At 64.4% G+C, this 19,100-nt stretch carries 18 protein-coding genes; 8 read left to right on the top strand and 10 right to left on the bottom strand.

Features of this window, described 5'->3' with window-relative positions; translation table 11 throughout:
- Window positions 1–18 precede the first annotated feature (18 nt).
- Window positions 19–564 (top strand): Pycsar system effector family protein, encoded by a 546-nt coding sequence (locus tag BHD07_RS17355; RefSeq protein WP_338281971.1) that lies wholly within the window; start codon window positions 19–21, stop codon window positions 562–564.
- Between the two features lie 69 nt (window positions 565–633).
- On the opposite strand, the gene BHD07_RS17350 is transcribed toward BHD07_RS17355, so the two are convergent.
- Window positions 634–1,320 carry a GntR family transcriptional regulator gene (locus tag BHD07_RS17350; RefSeq protein ID WP_275599450.1) on the bottom strand — a complete coding sequence of 229 codons (687 nt, stop codon included), beginning with the start codon at window positions 1,318–1,320 and terminating at the stop codon, window positions 634–636.
- A gap of 198 nt (window positions 1,321–1,518) precedes the next feature.
- On the opposite strand from BHD07_RS17350, the gene BHD07_RS17345 reads away from it, so the two are divergent.
- From BHD07_RS17345 to BHD07_RS17320, 6 genes are all read left to right on the top strand, one after another.
- Entirely contained in the window at window positions 1,519–2,565 is a 1,047-nt protein-coding gene (locus tag BHD07_RS17345; protein ID WP_324764524.1) for a 4-hydroxythreonine-4-phosphate dehydrogenase PdxA, read from the top strand.
- 75 nt (window positions 2,566–2,640) lie between these two features.
- Complete coding sequence (locus BHD07_RS17340; protein WP_018096162.1) at window positions 2,641–3,627, top strand: tripartite tricarboxylate transporter substrate binding protein; 987 nt, start codon at window positions 2,641–2,643, stop codon at window positions 3,625–3,627.
- A 107-nt stretch (window positions 3,628–3,734) separates the two neighbouring features.
- On the top strand, window positions 3,735–4,235 hold the full coding sequence (locus BHD07_RS17335; RefSeq protein ID WP_338281966.1) for a tripartite tricarboxylate transporter TctB family protein: 501 nt from the start codon (window positions 3,735–3,737) through the stop codon (window positions 4,233–4,235).
- 34 nt (window positions 4,236–4,269) lie between these two features.
- Window positions 4,270–5,808, top strand: a complete 1,539-nt coding sequence (locus BHD07_RS17330; RefSeq protein WP_018096164.1) for a tripartite tricarboxylate transporter permease — start codon at window positions 4,270–4,272, stop codon at window positions 5,806–5,808.
- Between the two features lie 58 nt (window positions 5,809–5,866).
- Window positions 5,867–6,808: a sugar phosphate isomerase/epimerase family protein gene (locus BHD07_RS17325; RefSeq protein WP_100671256.1), complete on the top strand. Its 942-nt coding sequence runs from the start codon at window positions 5,867–5,869 to the stop codon at window positions 6,806–6,808.
- 16 nt (window positions 6,809–6,824) lie between these two features.
- Window positions 6,825–8,543, top strand: a complete 1,719-nt coding sequence (locus BHD07_RS17320; protein ID WP_338281961.1) for a dihydroxyacetone kinase family protein — start codon at window positions 6,825–6,827, stop codon at window positions 8,541–8,543.
- A 106-nt stretch (window positions 8,544–8,649) separates the two neighbouring features.
- Here the strand turns inward: BHD07_RS17320 and BHD07_RS17315 are convergent, their stop codons facing one another.
- The 7 genes from BHD07_RS17315 to phnG are packed head-to-tail and all read right to left on the bottom strand — an operon-like array spanning window position 8,650 to window position 13,842.
- Window positions 8,650–9,264: a DapH/DapD/GlmU-related protein gene (locus BHD07_RS17315; RefSeq protein WP_338281960.1), complete on the bottom strand. Its 615-nt coding sequence runs from the start codon at window positions 9,262–9,264 to the stop codon at window positions 8,650–8,652.
- Complete coding sequence (gene phnL / locus BHD07_RS17310) at window positions 9,261–9,968, bottom strand: phosphonate C-P lyase system protein PhnL (protein ID WP_018096168.1); 708 nt, start codon at window positions 9,966–9,968, stop codon at window positions 9,261–9,263. The genes BHD07_RS17315 and phnL overlap by 4 nt, the downstream gene beginning before the upstream one ends.
- Window positions 9,969–10,001: 33 nt before the next feature.
- Entirely contained in the window at window positions 10,002–10,778 is a 777-nt protein-coding gene (gene phnK / locus BHD07_RS17305; protein ID WP_338281957.1) for a phosphonate C-P lyase system protein PhnK, read from the bottom strand.
- Entirely contained in the window at window positions 10,775–11,668 is an 894-nt protein-coding gene (locus BHD07_RS17300) for an alpha-D-ribose 1-methylphosphonate 5-phosphate C-P-lyase PhnJ (protein WP_100671262.1), read from the bottom strand. The genes phnK and BHD07_RS17300 overlap by 4 nt, the downstream gene beginning before the upstream one ends.
- A complete protein-coding gene (locus tag BHD07_RS17295; protein ID WP_338281954.1) occupies window positions 11,665–12,771 on the bottom strand; it encodes a carbon-phosphorus lyase complex subunit PhnI in 1,107 nt (368 codons plus the stop codon). The genes BHD07_RS17300 and BHD07_RS17295 overlap by 4 nt, the downstream gene beginning before the upstream one ends.
- 4 nt (window positions 12,772–12,775) lie before the next feature.
- A complete protein-coding gene (phnH, locus tag BHD07_RS17290) occupies window positions 12,776–13,378 on the bottom strand; it encodes a phosphonate C-P lyase system protein PhnH (RefSeq protein ID WP_100671266.1) in 603 nt (200 codons plus the stop codon).
- The gene (phnG, locus tag BHD07_RS17285) at window positions 13,378–13,842 is read right to left on the bottom strand and encodes a phosphonate C-P lyase system protein PhnG (protein WP_338281951.1); all 465 of its coding nucleotides are present in this window, start codon (window positions 13,840–13,842) and stop codon (window positions 13,378–13,380) included. The genes phnH and phnG overlap by 1 nt, the downstream gene beginning before the upstream one ends.
- Window positions 13,843–13,968: 126 nt before the next feature.
- On the opposite strand from phnG, the gene phnF reads away from it, so the two are divergent.
- The gene (phnF, locus tag BHD07_RS17280; protein WP_338281949.1) at window positions 13,969–14,703 is read left to right on the top strand and encodes a phosphonate metabolism transcriptional regulator PhnF; all 735 of its coding nucleotides are present in this window, start codon (window positions 13,969–13,971) and stop codon (window positions 14,701–14,703) included.
- A 20-nt stretch (window positions 14,704–14,723) separates the two neighbouring features.
- Here the strand turns inward: phnF and scpA are convergent, their stop codons facing one another.
- Together scpA and BHD07_RS17270 are read right to left on the bottom strand one after the other, a co-directional pair.
- Window positions 14,724–16,862: a methylmalonyl-CoA mutase gene (gene scpA, locus BHD07_RS17275; RefSeq protein ID WP_338281947.1), complete on the bottom strand. Its 2,139-nt coding sequence runs from the start codon at window positions 16,860–16,862 to the stop codon at window positions 14,724–14,726.
- 225 nt (window positions 16,863–17,087) lie between these two features.
- Window positions 17,088–19,100: an acetyl/propionyl/methylcrotonyl-CoA carboxylase subunit alpha gene (locus tag BHD07_RS17270; protein ID WP_338281945.1), complete on the bottom strand. Its 2,013-nt coding sequence runs from the start codon at window positions 19,098–19,100 to the stop codon at window positions 17,088–17,090.

Genomic DNA, 19,100 nt, shown 5'->3' with positions numbered 1-19,100 from the left:
AATAAAGGGGAGTGGCGAATGGAAGCCGGGGGTAATCTGTACAAATTCGATCTGCCAAGTGAAGGAGCCGGGCCGGAAGTGGCACTCGGCGCCTATTACGATCACATCAGGAAGGTCAACGATGTCTTCGCCGATCAGATAAAGACGTCGGACCAGAAGGCGGCCTATATCTTCACGTTCATGTTCGCCTTTCTCGTCACTTCGCAAGAAGGGCGGAGCGTCTTTTCCTGGCAGCGTTACGCCGAAGGCGGCGGCATGGCGCTGGCCCTGTCGGCAATGCTTGCGCTTGCTTCGGTCTTCTCCATCGTGTCGGCTATACTCGTGGTGCTGCCGAGGAAGAGCACCACCTCCACGACGCTGTTCTGGGGCGCCTGGTCCCGTCATCGCGACAGCTTCATCCGAGCGGCGGAGACCGGCGATCAGGCCTATCTCTTCCGCCAATATGCCGAGAATGCGGACGCGCTTGCGGCAATCGCCTGCGGCAAATACCGCTGTGTCAGCTTTGCTTTCCGCGGCCTGCTGGTAACGGTGCTTTCCTATATCTGCCTGCTGGCGGTGAAATGATGGGCGCCGAGCGGTGATGCCCTTCTGGCCTGCCGGCCAGAGGGGGTATTTCGCTTTTGCGTCGACGCTCTAGACCGCGTCGCGCACCCGTTCCCAGGCCTTCGTCAGATGAAGCCCCAGCACTTTCGATAGCCTGGCCTTGTCGCGCGCTTCGAGTGCGGCGATCATTTCCTGATGTTCGGCGACCGCGGCGGCCCATTTCTCCGGGCCTTCATGGCCGATGAAGCGGATGCGCTTCAGTCGCGTCTGCAGCATGGCATGCATGTCGGCGAGGGCCGCATTGCCCGAAAGCCGGGCGATGGCGGTGTGAATGTCCTGGTTGAGCTTGTAATATTGCATCCGGTCGCCCGCCTCGTAGCGGCGCACCATTTCGTCGTGGAGCGCCCGCACTTCGGCGATCTCCGCATCCGTCGCGGCCTCGCAGGCAAGCCTGCCAGCGAGCTCCTCCAGGGTCTGCAGCACGGTGAGCATGTCCTGAACGTCCTTGGCGCTGAAGCGCTTGACGACGGCGCCGCGGCTCGGGACGAGCTCCACCAGGCCTTCGCTCGCAAGATACTTGATCGCCTCGCGCAGCGGCGTGCGCGATACGCCGAGCTGCTCGCCCAGTTGCCCCTCGTGCAGACGGGTTCCGGGCGGAAGGTCGCCCTCGATGATCATGTCGCGCAGATGACTGACCAGCGTGTCGTGCAGTGCGGTGCGCCGGATGGGGCCCGGGCCGCCTATGGGTCGCTGCTCCAGTGATTTGAGTTCGTTCATTTTTCTCGTCTGAACCTTGGGCCCGCCGCGCGGCCCTTCCCCTTGAGTGTGCGCGATTGAATCAGCGCCGTTCATTCAAGCATGGAGACTGCCCCGGAAGTCGTCAACAAAAAATGCTGCATACAGAATACAAAAGACTTGATGCAGAATTTTGAATGACGTATGAGACATTCAAGCATGAAGCGGAGGACATCTCGAATGACGACATCTGGAGCGGACGGAACGAAGGAGCGGCGCCCTGTGATTGCGCTGGCCATGGGCGACCCCGCGGGAATCAGCCCGGAACTGACGGCGCAGCTTCTGGCTCTTTCCGACATCCGCGACGCGGCGCACATCATCGCCATCGGCGATCGCCGCATCCTCGACGAGGGCGCCCGGGTGGCCGGCGTCACGCTGGATCTGGAAGCCGCTTCGCTCGATGCGCTCGACGACGCCGGCACCGTCCGCCACGTCTTCGTGGATCTCGCCCATCTCGATCCGGCCGATGTGGTTCGCGGCGAGGCGACGCTTGCCGGCGGCACCTTCGCCACGCGTAATTTCCGCACCGCCCTCGAACTCGCCCATGCGGGCAAGGCCGATGCCGTCTGCTTCACCCCCTTCAACAAGAAGGCGATGCGCTTTGCCTATCCCGGCTATGACGACGAGATCCGCTTCGTCGCCGATGTGCTTTCCTTCACCGGAAAAGTTCGTGAATTCAATGTTCTCGAAAAAGTGTGGAACGCGCGGGTGACGTCGCATATCCCGCTCAAGGACGTGGCGTCCCACCTGTCGGTGGAGGCGATCCTGGCCGAACTCAAACTGACTCAGGCCTGCCTCAAGGATGCCGGCTACGAGGAGGCGAAGATCGCGGTTGCGGGACTCAATCCGCATGCCGGCGACGGCGGCAGCTTCGGCATGGAAGAGATCGACATTATCGAGCCGGCGGTCGAGAAGGCCAAGGCGCTCGGCTTCAACGTCGAGGGGCCGTTCCCGGCCGATACGGTCTTCCTCCGGGCGCTGAAGGAAGGCTTCAACGCGGTGATGACCATGTATCACGACCAGGGTCAGATCGCCATGAAGATCATCGGCTTCGACAAGGGTGTGACGATGATGGGCGGACTGCCGTTCCCGCTCTGCACGCCCGCCCATGGCACCGCCTACGACATCGCCGGCAAGGGGATCGCCGATATAGGCGCAACACGCGAGGCGATCCTGCTTGCTGCCCGCATGGCGAAGAAAAAGAGGACGCTTTCGGCTGCTGCCTGAATTCGCACGCTTTCGATGAATACCGGCGTGAGGGGAGGTCTCGCGCCGCAATCCAGCTCAAAGGGAGGACCACGCATGAAAAAATCCGTCTCCATCGCAGTAATCGCGGCCGCCGCTTTCGGCCTTGCCGCGCCGGCATCGGCCTTCGAGCCGAACCGCCCGGTCGAATTCGTCGTCACCGCCGGCCCCGGCGGCGGCACCGATATCTTCGCGCGCACAATCCAGGCGATCATCGGCAAGTACGAGCTGATGAAGGCACCGGTCGTCGTCACCAACAAGGGCAGCGCCGGCGGCGCGGAAGGCTTCGTCTACACGGCTGGCTACAAGGGTGATCCCTACAAGCTCGCCTTCGGTACCAACAATGCCTATCTGCTGCCGGTCCGCGCCAAGGTGCCCTATACGTCCGAGGACCTGACGCCGGTCGCCTCGCTCGCGTCCGACGAGTTCGTGCTCTGGGTCAATGGCAAGGCGGACTACGCGACGGCTGCCGATTTCGTGGCTAAAGCGAAGGAAGGCGGCCTGAAGATCGGCGGCAGCCAGTCCAAGGACGCCGACCAGATTCTGACTTCGATGATCAACGACGCAACCGGCGCCAAGATCAACTACATCCCCTTCAAGAGCGGCGGCGAGGCGGCCGTTCAGCTTGCCGGCGAGCACCTCGACGCCAATGTCAACAATCCGAGCGAGAACCTCGGTCAATGGCAGGCCGGCATGATCAAGCCACTCTGCGTCTTCAAGAGCGCGAAGTTCACGAGCGACGCCAAGGTCGCCGGCGACAAGGCCTGGAGCGATATCCCGACCTGCAAGGAAGCCGGCATTCCGATCGAGAACTACTCGATGCCGCGCACCGTCTGGCTGCCGGCCGGCGTCGAGCCTGAGGTCGTCCAGTTCTATGCGGATGTCCTGCGCAAGGTCTCCGAGACCCCGGAATGGGCGAAATATCTCGCCGACAGCTCGCAGTCTCCCGGCTATATGACCGGCGACGAACTCAAAGCCGTCATCGAAAAGGATGGCGCGACGATCGGCGAAGTGCTGAAGCGCGAAGGCTGGCTCGCCAACTAAGGACCGGTCGACGGGCGCCTGGGGCCCGGGGGATGAGGATGCGGGCAGAACCGCATCCTCATCCCGGCCTCTCGGACGCCCGTTCTCCGCTTGGAAAGGTCACGATCATGAGTGAGAACAGTGCGAATGGGATCAGCCGCTTTGCGGTGGAACTCGGCGTTGCCGCGCTGACGGGTGCCTTCGGCATCGCTGTCTACTACGGCTCCCTCGACATCGGTGCGGGCTGGACCGACATGGGTCCGGATGCGGGCTATTTCCCCTTCTATATCGGTCTGCTCATCGTTCTCGGCAGCCTCGCCAATATCGCGCATGCATTCTTCAAGCATCGCGGTACAGGCGAGATCTTCCTCGACGGCGCCCGCGCCAGGGTGGTCGCCTCTTTCCTGCTGCCGGTTGCGGCCTTCGCCGCCGTTTCCGCCTGGCTGGGACTCTATGTCGGGACGGCACTCTACATCGCCGCGACCATGCTCTTCCAGGGGCGTTACAAATGGTGGATCGCGATCCCCGCAGGACTCGGCGTCTCGATCTTCTTTTTCATCGTTTTCGAAATCGGCTTCCAGGTTCCGTTGCTGAAGGGACCGGTCGAAGCCTGGTTCGGAATTTACTGACCCGCAAGGGTGCAGTGCTTGCGGGAGGAATGACATGGAAAATATCGGTCTTCTGATCGATGGCTTCGGCCACATCCTCAGCTGGAACCACATCCTGCTGATGATCGTCGGCGTGACGCTCGGCATCCTCGTCGGCGTGCTGCCGGGCCTCGGTGCGCCGAACGGCGTGTCGCTGCTTCTGCCGCTTACCTTTTCCATGGACCCGATCTCGGCGATCATCCTCTTGTCCTGCATGTATTGGGGCGCGCTTTTCGGCGGCTCGACGACGTCGATCCTCTTCAACATTCCGGGCGAGCCCTCCTCGGTCGCCACGACATTCGACGGCTATCCCATGGCGAAAGCCGGTCATGCGAGCCGGGCGCTCACGCTTGCCTTCGTTTCGGCCGGCCTCGGCGCGCTTGCGGGCGTCGTCATGATCACGCTGCTTTCGGGCTGGGTGGCGAACTTTGCGCTCAAATTCTCCTCGCCCGAATATTTCGCCGTCTATTTCCTCGCCTTTGCGAGCTTCATCTCCATGGGCGCGCAGTCACCCTTCAAGACGCTCGTCTCGATGATGCTCGGCTTCGCGCTCGCCTCGATCGGCATGGATACGATCTCGGGCAATCTGAGGCTCACCTTCGACATCCCCGAACTGATCAAGGGCGTGAGCTTCCTGATTGCCGTCATGGGACTCTTCGGCATCGGCGAACTGCTGCTGACGACGGAAGAGGGGCTGCGCTTCGAAGGCATCAAGGCGCGGGTGCGTCTCTCCGAGATCGGCAGGACGCTGATCGAGATCCCGCGTTACTGGCTGACGATCGCCCGCTCGACGATCATCGGCATCTGGATGGGGATCACGCCGGCCGGCCCGACCGCCGCCTCCTTCATGAGCTATGGCGTTGCCCGGCGCTCGGCGCGCGACAAATCGATGTTCGGCAAGGGCGATCCGCGCGGCATCGTCGCGCCCGAGACGGCCGATCATTCCGCCGGCACATCGGCCCTGCTGCCGATGCTGGCGCTCGGCGTCCCGGGCTCCGCCACCGCCGCGGTGATGATGGGCGGGTTGATGATCTGGGGCCTGACGCCCGGCCCGATGCTCTTCACCGATCGCCCGGACTTCGTCTGGGGTCTGATCGCCTCCATGTATCTCGGCAATGTCGTCGCCGTCTTCCTCGTGATCGCGACGGTGCCGCTTTACGCCTCGATCCTGCGCGTGCCGTTCTCGATCATCGGACCGATCATCGTCGCGGTCATCTTCTCGGGGGCCTACCAGGTCGCGAACTCCGTCTCGGACATCTTCATGGTGATCGGCTTCGGTCTCCTGGGTTATATCTTCAAGAAGCTGGACTATCCGCTGGCGCCGCTGGTTCTCGCCATGGTGCTCGGCGACAAGGCGGAAGACGCCTTCCGCCAGTCGATGCTGATGTCGGGCGGCAGCCTCAACATCTTCTGGTCGAACGGCCTTGTCTCTGCCCTGATGGCCGTTGCCCTTGCGCTGCTTCTCTCCCCGCTCTTCTTCTGGCTGATCGGCACGTTGCGCAGGCGCAAGAACGAGGTTGCCGCTTCGAGCGGCGACGGCAACGCGGCGGCCTGACCGGCCGCCTCGTCCCGTACCCCTAGATCCAATTTCTTCAAATCCCGAGGAGTCCGCCATGGCGCCGCGCAAATGGAACCGTGACAACTGGCCGATTGCGGCCGCGATGATCCAGTATCCCAACCTTTTGCCGGACGGCCGTTCGGTGCAGGACCAGCCGGTCGAGGAGTGGGCGGCGACGCTCGCCGACGTGGTGGATGCCGGCTTCACCGAACTGGATCCGACCGACAGCTGGATACGGCTGGCGGACCTTTCGGCGGAGCGTCTTGATCAGTTCGTGGGCCTGACACGGTCTCTCGGCCTCACGATACCGGCGATCTCCACCTCGCGGCGCAGCCTCATCGACCCGGAACATGGCGAGGAATACCTCGCTTACGGACACCGGGTCGTCGAGGCGGCTGCCGCCGTAGGCGCCGGCTCGGTGTCCTTCGGCTTCTTCGGCCCGCTGACGGAGGCGCAGAAGAAAGTCCTCTGGTTCTGGACGGTTGACGGCGTGAAGAACCCCGACGATGCGGGAACCTGGCAGTTGGCGGTTTCGCGTGTTCGCGAACTCGGCCGCCATGCCGAAGAACTCGGCATCGAAGTCTCGCTGGAGATGTACGAGGATACCTATCTGGGCACGGCCGACAGTTCCGTGCGCTTCGTTCAGGAGGTAGGCCTCGCCAATGTCGGCATCAATGCCGATCTCGGCAATCTCATCCGCCTGCACCGGCCCGTGGAACATTGGCAGGAAATGATGGCGAAGGTTGCGCCTTTTGCCAAATACTGGCACGTCAAGAACTACAACCGCACGGAAGATCCGGCATCCGGCGTCATCGTCACCCATCCGGCCCCGCTCGAATTCGGCCTCATCAACTATCGGGCGGCAATTCGCATGGCGCTGGCGCATGGCTTCGACAGTCCCTTCCTCTGCGAGCATTACGGCGGTGACGGCCTTTCCGTCAGCGCCGCCAATCGGGACTATCTGAGGCGCATCCTGCCTCGACAAGAAGGACATTGAAGGGGACATTGAAGCGATGACCACGATCTTTGACGCTCCGGAAGATTTCGCCACGACCGCACTCGCAGGTTTTGCAGCGATCTATCAGCGCAACGTCCGCCTGGTGAAGGGCGGCGTCGTGCGCTCGACCAAGGTGCCGAAGGGCAAGGTCGCCGTCGTGGTCGGCGGCGGCTCGGGACACTACCCGGCCTTCGCTGGCTATGTCGGACCGGGGCTCGCCGACGCGGCGGTCGCCGGCGATGTCTTTGCCTCGCCCTCGACGGCCGCGGTAGCCCGCGTCTGCCGCCATGCCGACCAGGGCGGCGGTGTATTGCTCGGCTTCGGCAACTATGCGGGCGACGTTCTGAACTTCGGGGTTGCGGCCGAACGGCTTCGCTCCGAAGGCATCGACGTGCGCATCCTGCCCGTGACCGATGACGTGGCGAGTGCGCCCGCGGAGACGTCGGCCAAGCGCCGCGGGATTGCCGGCGACCTCGTCGTCTTCAAGATCGCCGGCGCGGCAGCGGAAGCTGGCAAATCGCTCGACGAGGTCGAGCGGCTCGCGCGTCACGCCAATGAGCGGACGGTATCCTTCGGCGTCGCCTTCGGCGGCTGCACGCTTCCGGGCGCCACCGGTCCGCTTTTCACCGTGCCGAAGGGCCAGATGGCGCTCGGCCTCGGCATTCACGGGGAACCGGGCGTCAGCGAAGAGACGATTGCGACGGCGAGCGATCTCGCGAAGCTTCTAACCGGCAAGCTTCTTGCCGAGCGCCCCGCAGGCTCCAGGAAGGTGGCGGCCGTGCTGAACGGTCTCGGCTCGACCAAATATGAAGAACTTTTCGTGCTTTGGACGGCGATCGCCAGACAGCTCAGCGATGCGGGCCTCGAAATCGTCGACCCCGAATGCGGCGAATTCGTCACCAGCCTCGACATGCAGGGCTGCTCGCTCACCCTTCTCTGGCTGGACGAAGAGTTGGAGGCGCTCTGGCGCGCGCCCACGGATGCGCCGGTGCTGCGAAAGGGTGTGATCATTGCCGCCGAACCCGCGACCGACGAGATCGTAGACGCCGACGGCCCGCAGTCTTTCGGCCCCGCAGCGGAAGCCTCGAAGGAAAGCGGCAAATGCATAGCCCGGCTGATCGGCAACATTGCCGAGGCGCTGAAGGACGCGGAGGAGGAACTTGGCCGCATCGACGCCTTTGCCGGCGACGGCGATCACGGCCAGGGGATGCGCCGCGGTTCGGCCGCCGCATTCGACGCAGCAAAGGCGGCGGCCGCGGCTGGGGCAGGGGCCGCAAGCGTGCTTGCTGCCGCGGGCGACGCCTGGGCGGACCGCGCCGGCGGCACCTCGGGCGCGATCTGGGGCCTGGCCCTGCGCTCCTGGAGCAATGCCTTCAGTGATGAGGATAAGGTGAGCGACGCGGCGATCGCGAAGGGCTCCCGCCTCGCACTCGACGGCGTCACGCGTCTCGGCCGCGCGCGCGTGGGCGACAAGACGCTGGTCGACGCGCTGGTGCCTTTCGTGGAGACGCTGGAAAGGGAATCCGCCGCCGGCAGGCCGCTTGTGGAAGCCTGGAGCGCGGCGGCCAAGGCCGCTCAAGAGGCCGCCGATGCGACCTCCGCGCTGACCCCGAAACTCGGCCGCGCCCGGCCGCTGGCCGAAAAGAGCATCGGCCACCCGGATGCGGGTGCGGTTTCGCTGGCGCTGGTGGCTCGGGTCGCGGGTGCGTTTTTGATGGAAGCTGCGGCCGCCTGATACGCTTGCGGCGGCGGATTTGCCCCTCTCCCCGGCTTGTCCCTTCTCCCCCTCGAAACGGGGAGAAGATCGCGGCAGCGGGATGAGGGCATCATACGCGCGGCGCCTAGCTATACCGCACAAGGAACTCCTCCGCCGTCAGTTCCCGGAAATCGTCCAGCGCATGGCGTAGCTTGGTGTGGTCCCAATCCCACCAGGCGAGCTGATCCATGGCTTCGCCGACCCTGGCCGTGAAGCGATCTCGGATGAGTCTCGCAGGTACCCCGCCGACGATCGTGTACGGTGCGACGTCCTTGGAGACGACGGCGCCGGCGCCGATCACGGCTCCATTGCCGACACTCACGCCGGGCAGGATCGTCGCGCCATGGCCGATCCAGACGTCATGGCCGATCGTCACCCGGTTCTGCCGGCGCCAGGCGAAGAGATCGTGGTCGGGCTCCGCATCGTCCCAATACATCGGTGCGCGATAGGTGAAGTGATGCAGCGTCGCCCGCCAGGTGGGATGGTTGGTGGCGTTGATGCGCACGGCTGCGGCGATGTTGACGAATTTGCCGACCGTCGCGCACCAGATCGAGCCGTCCTGCATGATGTAGGAATAATCACCGAACTCCACCTCGTCGAGGCGCGAGCGTTCCCGGATTTCGGTGTAGCGGCCGAGCGTCGAATTCACGACGCTCGCTGTCGCATGGATGGCGGGTTCGAGGCCGAGTTTCTGGCTCATGCTGCGTATTTCCTCGGAGAGAATTCCGATACGTCGATGATGCGGTCGGCGACCGCCTCGCGTACCTCCTCGTCATGAAAAATACCGATCAGGGCCGTGCCGGCCGCCTTCTTCCCGGCGATCATTTCCACCACCACTGCGCGGTTCTTCGCATCGAGCGAGGCCGTCGGTTCGTCGAGGAGCAGGATCTGATGGTCGGTGATGAAGCCGCGCGCGATATTGACCCGCTGCTGTTCGCCGCCGGAGAAGGTGGCCGGCGGCAGGGCCCAGAGTTCCCTCGGCAGGTTGAGCCTCGAAAGCAGTTCGGCCGCACGCTCCCGCGCTTCGGCCGCCGTCACACCGCGCGCCTGCAAGGGCTCGGCGACGATGTCGAGGGCGGAGACGCGCGGCACGACACGCAGAAACTGGCTAACATAGCCGAGCGTCGTGCGGCGCACTTCGAGCACGGTGCGCGGCTCGGCCGTCGCGAGGTTCACCAGGCGGCCGTCATGCTCCACCAGGATCTGGCCTTCGTCGACGCCGTAATTTCCGTAGAGCATCTTGAGGATCGAGCTCTTGCCGACGCCGGAGGGGCCGCCGAGCACGACGCATTCGCCGGCCTTCACCGAGAAGGAGACGTTCGCGACCACCGGCAGGCGCACGCCGTCGCGAAGGTGCATGGTGAAGCTTTTCGCGACTTCCGAGACAACGAGGGGAGTTGGCATGGTCTTTACTTTCCGTTGCGCATTGTCAATGCGTCACACCTGAAGAATCGAGGAAACGAGGAGTTGCGTGTAGGGCTCGCGCGGATCGTCGAGCACCCGGTCGGTCAGACCCTGTTCGATGACGGCGCCGTCCTTCATCACCATCATCCGGTGCGAAAGGAGGCGCGCCACGGCGAGGTCGTGGGTGACGATGACCGCCGCAAGGCCGAGGTGGTGGACGAGGCCGCGAACCAGATCTAGCAGGCGTGCCTGCACCGAGACGTCGAGGCCGCCGGTCGGCTCGTCCATAAAGACGAGGCGGGGCGAGGTGACCAGATTGCGGGCGATCTGCAGGCGCTGGCGCATGCCGCCGGAGAAGGCGCGCGGCTGATCGTCGATCCGGTCCTCTTCGATTTCCACGCGCCTCAGCCAGTCGCCTGCCGCCGCGCGGATATTTCCGTAGTGCCGGTCGCCGACCGCCATCAAGCGCTCGCCGACATTGGCACCGGCCGACACCGTCATCCTCAGCCCGTCTGCCGGGTTCTGATGCACGAAGCCCCAGTCGGTGCGCATCAGAAAGCGACGCTCGGCCTCGCTCATGCGCGCAAGATCCCGGTACTGGCCGTCGCGCATGTGATATTCGACGATGCCGGATGTCGGCATCAGCCGGGTCGAGAGGCAGGAGAGCAGCGTGGTCTTCCCCGAGCCGGATTCGCCGACGATGGCGAGCACCTCGCCCGGATAGAGCTCGAAGGAGACGTTGCGGCAGCCGATGCGACTTCCATAAAATTTCGAAACGTCACTGACTTTCAGAAGCGGCACGGCGCTCATACTGCAGCCTCCTGGCTTTCTTTCGCGGCGGGGGCGAGCATGGCACCGGCATGGCCGTGCGCCCGGCGATCCTCGCAATGGTCGGTGTCGGAGCAGACGAACATGCGCCCGCCCTTGTCGTCGAGCACGACCTCGTCGAGATAGACGTTCTCGGCGCCGCAAAGGGCGCAGGGCTTGTCGAATTTCTGGACCTCGAAGGGGTGATCCTCGAAATCGAGGCTGACGACCTCGGTATAGGGTGGCACCGCATAGATGCGCTTCTCCCGGCCGGCGCCGAAGAGCTGGAGGGCCTCCGACATATGCATCTTCGGATTGTCGAATTTCGGCGTCGGCGAGGGGTCCATCACGTAACGGTCCTCGACCTTCACAGGATAGGCGTAGGTCGTGGCGATATGGCCGTTGCGGGCGATGTCCTCGTAGAGCTTCACATGCATGAGCCCGTATTCCTCGAGCGCATGCATCTTGCGCGTCTCGGTTTCGCGCGGCTCGAGGAAGCGCAGCGGTTCCGGAATGGGCACTTGGTAGACGAGCGTCTGCCCCTCTCTCAGTTGCTCCTCGGGAATGCGGTGCCGCGTCTGGATGATCGTCGCCTCCGTCGTCCTCGTGGTGACGGCGACATCGGCGACCTTCTGGAAGAAGGCGCGGATCGAAACGGCGTTCGTCGTGTCGTCGGCGCCCTGATCGATCACCTTGAGCACGTCGTCGGGCCCGAGGATGGAGGCGGTCACCTGCACGCCGCCGGTGCCCCAGCCATAGGGCATCGGCATTTCGCGGGAGGCGAAGGGCACCTGATAGCCCGGGATGGCGATCGCCTTCAGGATCGCGCGGCGGATCATCCGCTTCGTCTGCTCGTCCAGATAGGCGAAGTTGTAAGTTGCGAGGTCGTTCATTCGGCGGCCTCCTTCATGCCGTCCCTGCCGCCGGCCTGGGCGGCGTCGTGTTCCCGGCGCATGCGCCTGACCAGGTCGAGCTCGGCCTGGAAATCAACGTAATGCGGCAGCTTCAGATGTTCGACGAAGCCGGTCGCCTGGACGTTGTCGGCATGCGAGATGACGAATTCCTGATCCTGGGCGGGGGCGACGATGTCCTCGTCGAATTCGTCGGTCCGGAGAGCCCGATCGACCAGCGACATCGACATCGCCTTGCGCTCGCTCTGGCCGAAGACGAGTCCGTAGCCGCGGGTGAATTGCGGCGGCTGCTTGGCCGAGCCTTTGAACTGGTTGACCATCTGGCATTCGGTAACGCGGATGACCCCAAGTGAAACGGCAAAGCCCAGCTCCGGCAGCTCCAGTTCGACCTCGACCTCGCCTATCCTGACCTCGCCGACGAAGGGATGCGTGCGGCCATAGCCGCGCTGCGTGGAGTAGGCGAGCGCCAGCAGGAATCCCTCGTCGCCACGGGCAAGCGCCTGCAGGCGGAGATCGCGCGCCATCGGAAATTCCATCGGCTCGCGCGTCAGGTCGCCCGCCACGTGAGCTTCCGGCATCCGGCCGTCGCCCTCGATCAGGCCTTCGCCGTCGAGAATGTCGGAGACGCGCATGACATGTTCGCCCGGCTCCTTGAGCGCCGGCTCATCGACCGGCTGTTCGCCGATGAGCGACGGGTCGAGAAGCCGGTGCGTATAGTCGAAGGTGGGGCCGAGCAGCTGGCCGCCGGGGAGGTCCTTGTAGGTGGCCGAGACGCGCCGTTCGACCTTCATTTTCGCGGTGTCGACCGGTTCAGAATAGCCGAAGCGCGGAAGGGTCGTGCGGTAGGCGCGCAGGATGAAGATCGCCTCGATCATGTCGCCGCGCGCCTGGCGCACGGCAAGCGCCGCAAGCGCACGGTCGTAAAGCGAGGCCTCGGCCATCACGCGGTCGACCGCGAGCCCGAGCTGCTCGACGACCTGTTCTATGGTGATCGCGGGCAGCGTCCGGTCGCCGCGCCGGCGGTCGGCCAGCAGCCGGTGAGCATTGGCAATGGCGGCTTCTCCGCCCTTGACGGCTACATACATGCGCTTACTCCCGTTCGAGTTTGGTGGTGCGCGGCAGGCAAAGCACTGCCTCGCGCGCCGTCAGGACGAGATCGATGCCGCGTGGAAAGATCGCCCGGTTGGCGGCCCAGAGGTCGAGGAACACGTCGGGCAGGCCCTTCGGTGCGACGACGATCCCGTTCTTGATTCCCGGTCCCCGGCCGATCAGCGGCTGCCCGCCCTCGAGCGCTTCCACCTCGACGACGAGCGTGGTGGAACGGTCGGGATATTCCTGCGTGCCGAGGGAGAACTGGTCGAAGCCCGGCACAGCCGCGTCCTTCTCGAAGAAGGCAAAGCGGGCTTCGTCCTTCGCCTCGGTGACGCCCGCGCCGGTGTGAAACGCGATCCACTTCGGCGCGGAGGATTTGGAGAGCGCCGGCGATAGCCAGACCGGCGTGTCGTGGTCGCAGAGCGTGAGCGCGACAGCTCCGCTTGCCTCTCCGAGTGGCGCCGGAGGGGCTGCAGCAGTGGAAAGCCGGCCGACGGTACCCGGGCGGGCGAAGCAGTCCATCAGGCTGCGGAACACGGACTGCGCCTCGAAGACAGGATCGGCGAAGGCGCCGCTATAGATTTGCGATTTGGCCGTCATCAATCCTCTCCGCGGACCATGGTGAAGAAGTCGACGCGGGTCGCAGCCGTTTCCTCGGCCTTGCGACGGTCTTCCGCATCAAGGCGAGCGGCCACCTGCTCGTGCAGCGCCTCGACGCTTGCGCGATGCGCAGCGCTCTGAAAAAGCGCGTCGAAGATCGCGGCAAAGCGGGCGCGTGCCTTGTCGGTGCCGAGCAGTTGCCCATGGCCGATCTCTCCGGTCGCAAGCCGCACGGTGGCGCGTGAAACGGTGGCCTCGCCGAGGTTGAAAGGATCGCCGCCGCCGCCGATCTTGCCGCGCACCATGACGAGCCCGGTTTCCGGACCGCGCACCGGCGCGACCTCCGGCTTGTCCTCGATCGCATCCCAGGCCATGGAAAGTTCGCCGAGCGTGGCGCGCGCCAGAAGCCGCATGCCTTCCCGGCGCTGAGCGATGCCTTCATCACTTGTCTTAGCTGCGTCCATCATCTCACTCCAAAATGTCTATTGATCTAGACAACTATACATCTTATACCTTTCCATAGCCTTCGCAAATGACAGGCTTGTGACATTTGCCAAGAAACCGGCGGCGGAAGAAGTGGGGCGAAGAAGATGGTGGCGAAGGTCGTCGAACGGCAGATGGGTGTGGCGCTATGGCGGCAGATTGCCGACAGGATACGGCTGGCGATCAGCAACGGTGACTATGACGCGACCGGCATGGTGCCGCCGGAGACGGCCCTTGCAGCGGAATTCGGCGTCAATCGCCACACCGTGCGCAGCGCGCTGGCAGCACTCGCGGAAGAAGGTCTGGTGCGCGCGGTGCAGGGGCGCGGCACGATGATCGAGCGCAAGGATCGTGTGAGCTATCCGATCTCGCGGCGCACTCGCTTCTCGCAAGGTCTCGGCCGCCAGGTGAAGGAAATCGGAACCGAGCTCCGGGGGCATCGCCAAGTGTCGGCAAGCGGCGAAATCGCCGCTGCGCTTGGCGTTCCCCCGGGCACCCCTCTCATCGAGCTCAGCACCGTCAGCAGCGGCGACGGGCGGCCGCTTTCGACGGCGGTCAGCTACTACCCCGCCGAGCGCTTTGCGAGGATGGCGGAGGAATATGGGCGGCTCGGATCGGTCACCAAGGCCTTTGTCGTGCATGGGCTCGACGACTACGTCCGGGTCTCGACGGAGATCGTCGCGCGGCACGCGGACGCAGAGGAACTCTCGCTTCTGAAACTCTCGCCGGGGGCGATCGTCATGGAGACGCAATCGATCAATGCGGATCTCGGAGGCCGCCCGGTCGAATATTCGCGAACGCGCTTTGCCGCCGACCGGATGAAGCTCCGGATCGAGACTTGAACTCGGCCGGACGGCGCGGACTACACGTTTCGCCGCCTGCCTTCGATCAGATCCAGCACGGCGCGCGCGGCGTCGAGCACCTGGGTGCCGGGTCCGAAGACGGCGGCGACGCCGTTCTCCATCAGATAATCATAGTCCTGCCGGGGAATGACACCGCCGCAGACGACGATAATGTCCTCGCCGCCGCGCTTCTTCAGTGCCTCTGCGAGTTGCGGCATCAGCGTCCTGTGGCCGGCGGCAAGCGATGAAACGCCGATTACGGTGACCTCTTCGGCGAGCGCCAGATCGGCGGCTTCTTCCGGCGTCTGGAACAAGGGGCCTGCGACGACATCGAAGCCGATATCGCCGAAGGCGGATGCGATCACCTTGGCGCCGCGGTCGTGCCCGTCCTGGCCGAGCTTGGCTACCATGATCTTCGGCTTGTGGCCGAGCCGCTTCGTCGCTTCCCCGAGCCGTCCGGCGAGTACGCCGAGTTCCGGATCTCCTTCATAAGCCTTGCCGTAGATGTCGGTGACGACTTCCGGAATGGCGGTGTAATCGCCGAAAGCCTCCCGCATGGCATCGGTGATTTCGCCGACGGTGGCGCGCGCCCGGGCGGCCTCGACGGCGGCGGCGAGCAGATTGCCCTTGCCGCTGCGCGCCACGTCGGCCAGCGCGTCCAGCGCATCCTTCATCTTCCGTGAGTCCCGCCGGCGCCTCGTTTCCTCGATCCGCTTGATCTGAGCCGCCCGAACCGCGGCATTGTCGATCTGGAGAATGTCGATCGGCTGCTCGTTATCGAGCCGGTACCGGTTGACGCCGACGATGACCTCCTCGCCCCGGTCTACGGCCGCCTGGCGCCGGGTCGCGGCCTCTTCGATCAGCCGCTTCGGCAGGCCGGCATTGACGGCCTTCGTCATGCCGCCCAGCGCCTCCACTTCCTCGATCAGGGCCCAGGCCTTTTCGGCAAGCTCGTTCGTCAGGCTCTCGACGTAATAGGAGCCGGCAAGCGGGTCGACGACATTCGTCACGCCGGTCTCGTGCTGCAGGATCAATTGCGTGTTGCGGGCGATGCGGGCCGAAAAATCCGTCGGAAGCGCCATCGCCTCGTCGAAGGAATTGGTGTGAAGCGATTGCGTGCCGCCGAGCACGGCGGACATCGCCTCGAACGCGGTGCGGACGATGTTGTTATAGGGGTCCTGTTCCTGAAGCGACACGCCCGACGTCTGGCAATGGGTCCGCAGCATCAGGGAGGACGTCTTCTCGGGCTTGAACTCCTTCATGATCCGCGTCCAGAGGAGCCGTGCCGCGCGCAGCTTCGCTGCCTCCATGAAGAAGTTCATGCCGATTGCGAAGAAGAAGGAGAGCCGGCCGGCGAAGTCGTCGACGTTGAGCCCCTTGGCGAGTGCCGCGCGCACATATTCGCGCCCGTCGGCAAGGGTGAAGGCGAGTTCCTGCACGAGCGTCGCGCCGGCCTCCTGCATGTGATAGCCGGAGATCGAGATCGAATTGAACTTCGGCATCTCCTTCGCGGTATATTCGATGATGTCGGCGACGATCTGCATCGAGGGTTCCGGCGGATAGATGTAGGTGTTGCGGACCATGAACTCCTTGAGGATGTCGTTCTGAATGGTCCCGGAGAGCTTGTCGCGGCTGACGCCCTGTTCCTCGCCGGCAACGATGAAGGAGGCGAGGATCGGGATCACCGCACCGTTCATGGTCATGGACACGGAAATCCTGTCGAGCGGGATGCCGTCGAACAGGATCTTCATGTCCTCTACCGAGTCGATCGCGACCCCGGCCTTGCCGACATCGCCCTCGACGCGCGGGTGGTCGCTGTCATAGCCGCGGTGCGTGGCGAGATCGAAGGCGACAGAGACGCCCTGCTGGCCGGCGGCGAGGTTCCTGCGATAGAAGGCGTTGGACGCCTCGGCCGTCGAGAAGCCGGCATATTGCCGGATCGTCCAGGGCCGCCCTGCATACATGGTGGCCCGCGGGCCGCGCACGAAGGGTTCAAAGCCGGGGAGCGCGTTCAGGTGACCGATGCCGGAGATGTCGTCGCTCGTATAGAGCGGCTTGACGTCGATGCCCTCCGGCGTGTGCCAGACGAGGTTTTCGGGGGAGGCCTTGAGTTCTTTCTCGGCAAGGGCTTCCCAGTCCTTGATGGTCTTTTCGGTCATTGTTTCACTCCGAATAGCTTTGGCCGGGGCCTGGCCCTCATCGGTACCGATGAAACCGCAAGCCCCTCATCCGCCTGCCGGCACCTTCTCCCCGCAGGCGGGGCGAAGGAGACTCGCGGCGCAGTCTTAAGTCCACTCTCCCCGCGTGCGGGGAGAGTGCTAGGGTGAGGGGCAAAGCTGCCGCTCCTTACGGCGGCATCTCAGCGCATCCTCAACGCTGCACCATCACTCGAACTCCATGATCAACTCGTCCACCGCGAGGCTCGCGCCGGCTTCTATCGCCACGCGCTTCACGATCGCACGCTTTTCCGCCCGCAGTATATTCTCCATCTTCATCGCCTCGACGACGGCAATCGCCTGTCCGGCCTCGACCGTGTCGCCGGGCTTGACGCTGATCGAGGTCACCACCCCGGGCATCGGGCAGAGCAGCATCTTGGACGTGTCGGGCGGAAGCTTCTTCGGCATCAGGCGGGCGAGCTCGGCAACGCGAGGGCTTCTTACCCTTGCGACGACGTCGATCCCTTGCCAACGCAACCTTATGCCCGGGCCGGCGAGCTCGACCTTTACGCTCATGGGCTGATTGTCGATATTGAAAGCGGCGCGGGTGCGGCCGGGCGCCCAGTCGGTTGCGACGGAAACGGATGTCCCGTCGGCAAAGCGGACATAGGTGCCGTCGGCGGATGCCTCGCATGTGATCTGAATGTCGTGCCCGTCGAGGCTCGCCACCCATTCATGGCCGACGATCCGGCGGTGGTTGCCGATGGTGCCGGAGATCCGGCTGGCGCGCTCCTGGAGCGTCTGGTTGACCGTAGCCGCGACGGCGGCGAGCTTGCGTGCCGAAGTCTCGTCCGGCGCCACCCCTTGAAACCCGTCCTTGAATTCCTCGGCGATATAGGCGGTGGTCAGCCGTCCCTCGCGGAAGCGGTCCTGCTGCATCACGGCCGAGAGGAAGGGCAGGTTATGGCCGATCCCTTCGACTTCGAACGCGTCGAGTGCATCCGCCATCGCGCGCACGGCCGTCGGCCGGTCCGGTCCCCAGGTGCAGAGCTTGGCGATCATCGGATCGTAATACATCGAGATCTCGCCGCCCTCGCAGACGCCGGTGTCGTTGCGGATGACGGTACCGCCGGCCCGCACGCCTTCCTCCGGCGGACGATAGCGCGTCAGCCGGCCGATCGAGGGGAGGAAGTTGCGATAGGGGTCTTCCGCATAGAGCCGGCTTTCGATCGCCCAGCCGTCGAGCTTCACGTCTTTCTGGGTGAAAGCCAACTTCTCGCCGGCCGCGACGCGGATCATCTGCTCGACCAGATCGAGGCCGGTAACGAGTTCCGTCACGGGATGCTCGACCTGCAGCCGGGTGTTCATCTCGAGAAAGTAGAAGTTGCGGCCGGCGTCCACGATGAACTCTACCGTGCCGGCCGAGTGATAGCCGACGGCCTTTGCCAGCGCGACGGCCTGCTCGCCCATGGCGCGGCGCGTCTTCTCGTCCAGAAAGGGCGAGGGCGCCTCCTCGATGACCTTCTGGTTCCGCCGCTGGATCGAGCATTCGCGCTCGCCGAGATAGACGATATTGCCATGTCTGTCGCCGAGCACCTGGATCTCGATGTGGCGGGGCTCGGTCACGAATTTCTCGATGAAGATGCGGTCGTCGCCGAAGGAGCTTTTCGCCTCGTTCTTCGACGACTGGAAGCCCTCCCGTGCCTCGCGCTCGTTCCAGGCGATCCGCATGCCCTTGCCGCCGCCGCCGGCGGAAGCCTTGATCATCACGGGAAAGCCGATCTCAGCGGCGATGCGCGCGGCCTCGTCCGCATCCTCGATCAGCCCCATATGGCCGGGAACGGTGGAAACGCCCGCTTCCGCGGCGAGCTTCTTCGAGGTGATCTTGTCGCCCATCGCCTCGATCGCCCCGACCGGCGGACCGATGAAGGTCACACCTTCCTTCTCCAGAGCCTCGGCGAAGGCGGGGTTTTCGGAGAGGAAGCCGTAGCCGGGGTGAACGGCATCGGCCCCGCTCCTGCGGATCGCCGCGAGGATATTCTCGATGACGATGTAGGACTGGCTGGAGGGGGAGGGGCCGATATGGACGGCCTCATCCGCCATGCGTACATGCATTGCGTCGCGGTCGGCATCCGAATAGACGGCAGCTGTCGCTATGCCGAGCTTCTTCGCGGTGCGGATGACGCGGCAGGCGATTTCACCACGATTGGCGATGAGGATCTTCTTGAACATGTTTCCCAT

This window comes from Sinorhizobium sp. KGO-5, from assembly GCF_036245905.1.
Taxonomy (GTDB): Bacteria; Pseudomonadota; Alphaproteobacteria; order Rhizobiales; family Rhizobiaceae; genus Sinorhizobium; species Sinorhizobium meliloti_A.
This window is presented reverse-complemented; position numbering and strand designations above follow the sequence as displayed.

Coding starts and splice junctions, on each gene's coding strand:
- BHD07_RS17355 (WP_338281971.1), top strand. CDS start 19: ATGGAAGCCGGGGGTAATCTGTACAAATTCGATCTGCCAAGTGAAGGA.
- BHD07_RS17345 (WP_324764524.1), top strand. CDS start 1,519: ATGACGACATCTGGAGCGGACGGAACGAAGGAGCGGCGCCCTGTGATT.
- BHD07_RS17350 (WP_275599450.1), bottom strand. CDS start 1,320: ATGAACGAACTCAAATCACTGGAGCAGCGACCCATAGGCGGCCCGGGC.
- phnG (WP_338281951.1), bottom strand. CDS start 13,842: ATGGACGCAGCTAAGACAAGTGATGAAGGCATCGCTCAGCGCCGGGAA.
- BHD07_RS17270 (WP_338281945.1), bottom strand. CDS start 19,100: ATGGGAAACATGTTCAAGAAGATCCTCATCGCCAATCGTGGTGAAATC.
- BHD07_RS17340 (WP_018096162.1), top strand. CDS start 2,641: ATGAAAAAATCCGTCTCCATCGCAGTAATCGCGGCCGCCGCTTTCGGC.
- phnH (WP_100671266.1), bottom strand. CDS start 13,378: ATGACGGCCAAATCGCAAATCTATAGCGGCGCCTTCGCCGATCCTGTC.
- BHD07_RS17330 (WP_018096164.1), top strand. CDS start 4,270: ATGGAAAATATCGGTCTTCTGATCGATGGCTTCGGCCACATCCTCAGC.
- BHD07_RS17315 (WP_338281960.1), bottom strand. CDS start 9,264: ATGAGCCAGAAACTCGGCCTCGAACCCGCCATCCATGCGACAGCGAGC.
- BHD07_RS17295 (WP_338281954.1), bottom strand. CDS start 12,771: ATGTATGTAGCCGTCAAGGGCGGAGAAGCCGCCATTGCCAATGCTCAC.
- phnF (WP_338281949.1), top strand. CDS start 13,969: ATGGTGGCGAAGGTCGTCGAACGGCAGATGGGTGTGGCGCTATGGCGG.
- BHD07_RS17300 (WP_100671262.1), bottom strand. CDS start 11,668: ATGAACGACCTCGCAACTTACAACTTCGCCTATCTGGACGAGCAGACG.
- scpA (WP_338281947.1), bottom strand. CDS start 16,862: ATGACCGAAAAGACCATCAAGGACTGGGAAGCCCTTGCCGAGAAAGAA.
- phnK (WP_338281957.1), bottom strand. CDS start 10,778: ATGAGCGCCGTGCCGCTTCTGAAAGTCAGTGACGTTTCGAAATTTTAT.
- phnL (WP_018096168.1), bottom strand. CDS start 9,968: ATGCCAACTCCCCTCGTTGTCTCGGAAGTCGCGAAAAGCTTCACCATG.
- BHD07_RS17320 (WP_338281961.1), top strand. CDS start 6,825: ATGACCACGATCTTTGACGCTCCGGAAGATTTCGCCACGACCGCACTC.
- BHD07_RS17325 (WP_100671256.1), top strand. CDS start 5,867: ATGGCGCCGCGCAAATGGAACCGTGACAACTGGCCGATTGCGGCCGCG.
- BHD07_RS17335 (WP_338281966.1), top strand. CDS start 3,735: ATGAGTGAGAACAGTGCGAATGGGATCAGCCGCTTTGCGGTGGAACTC.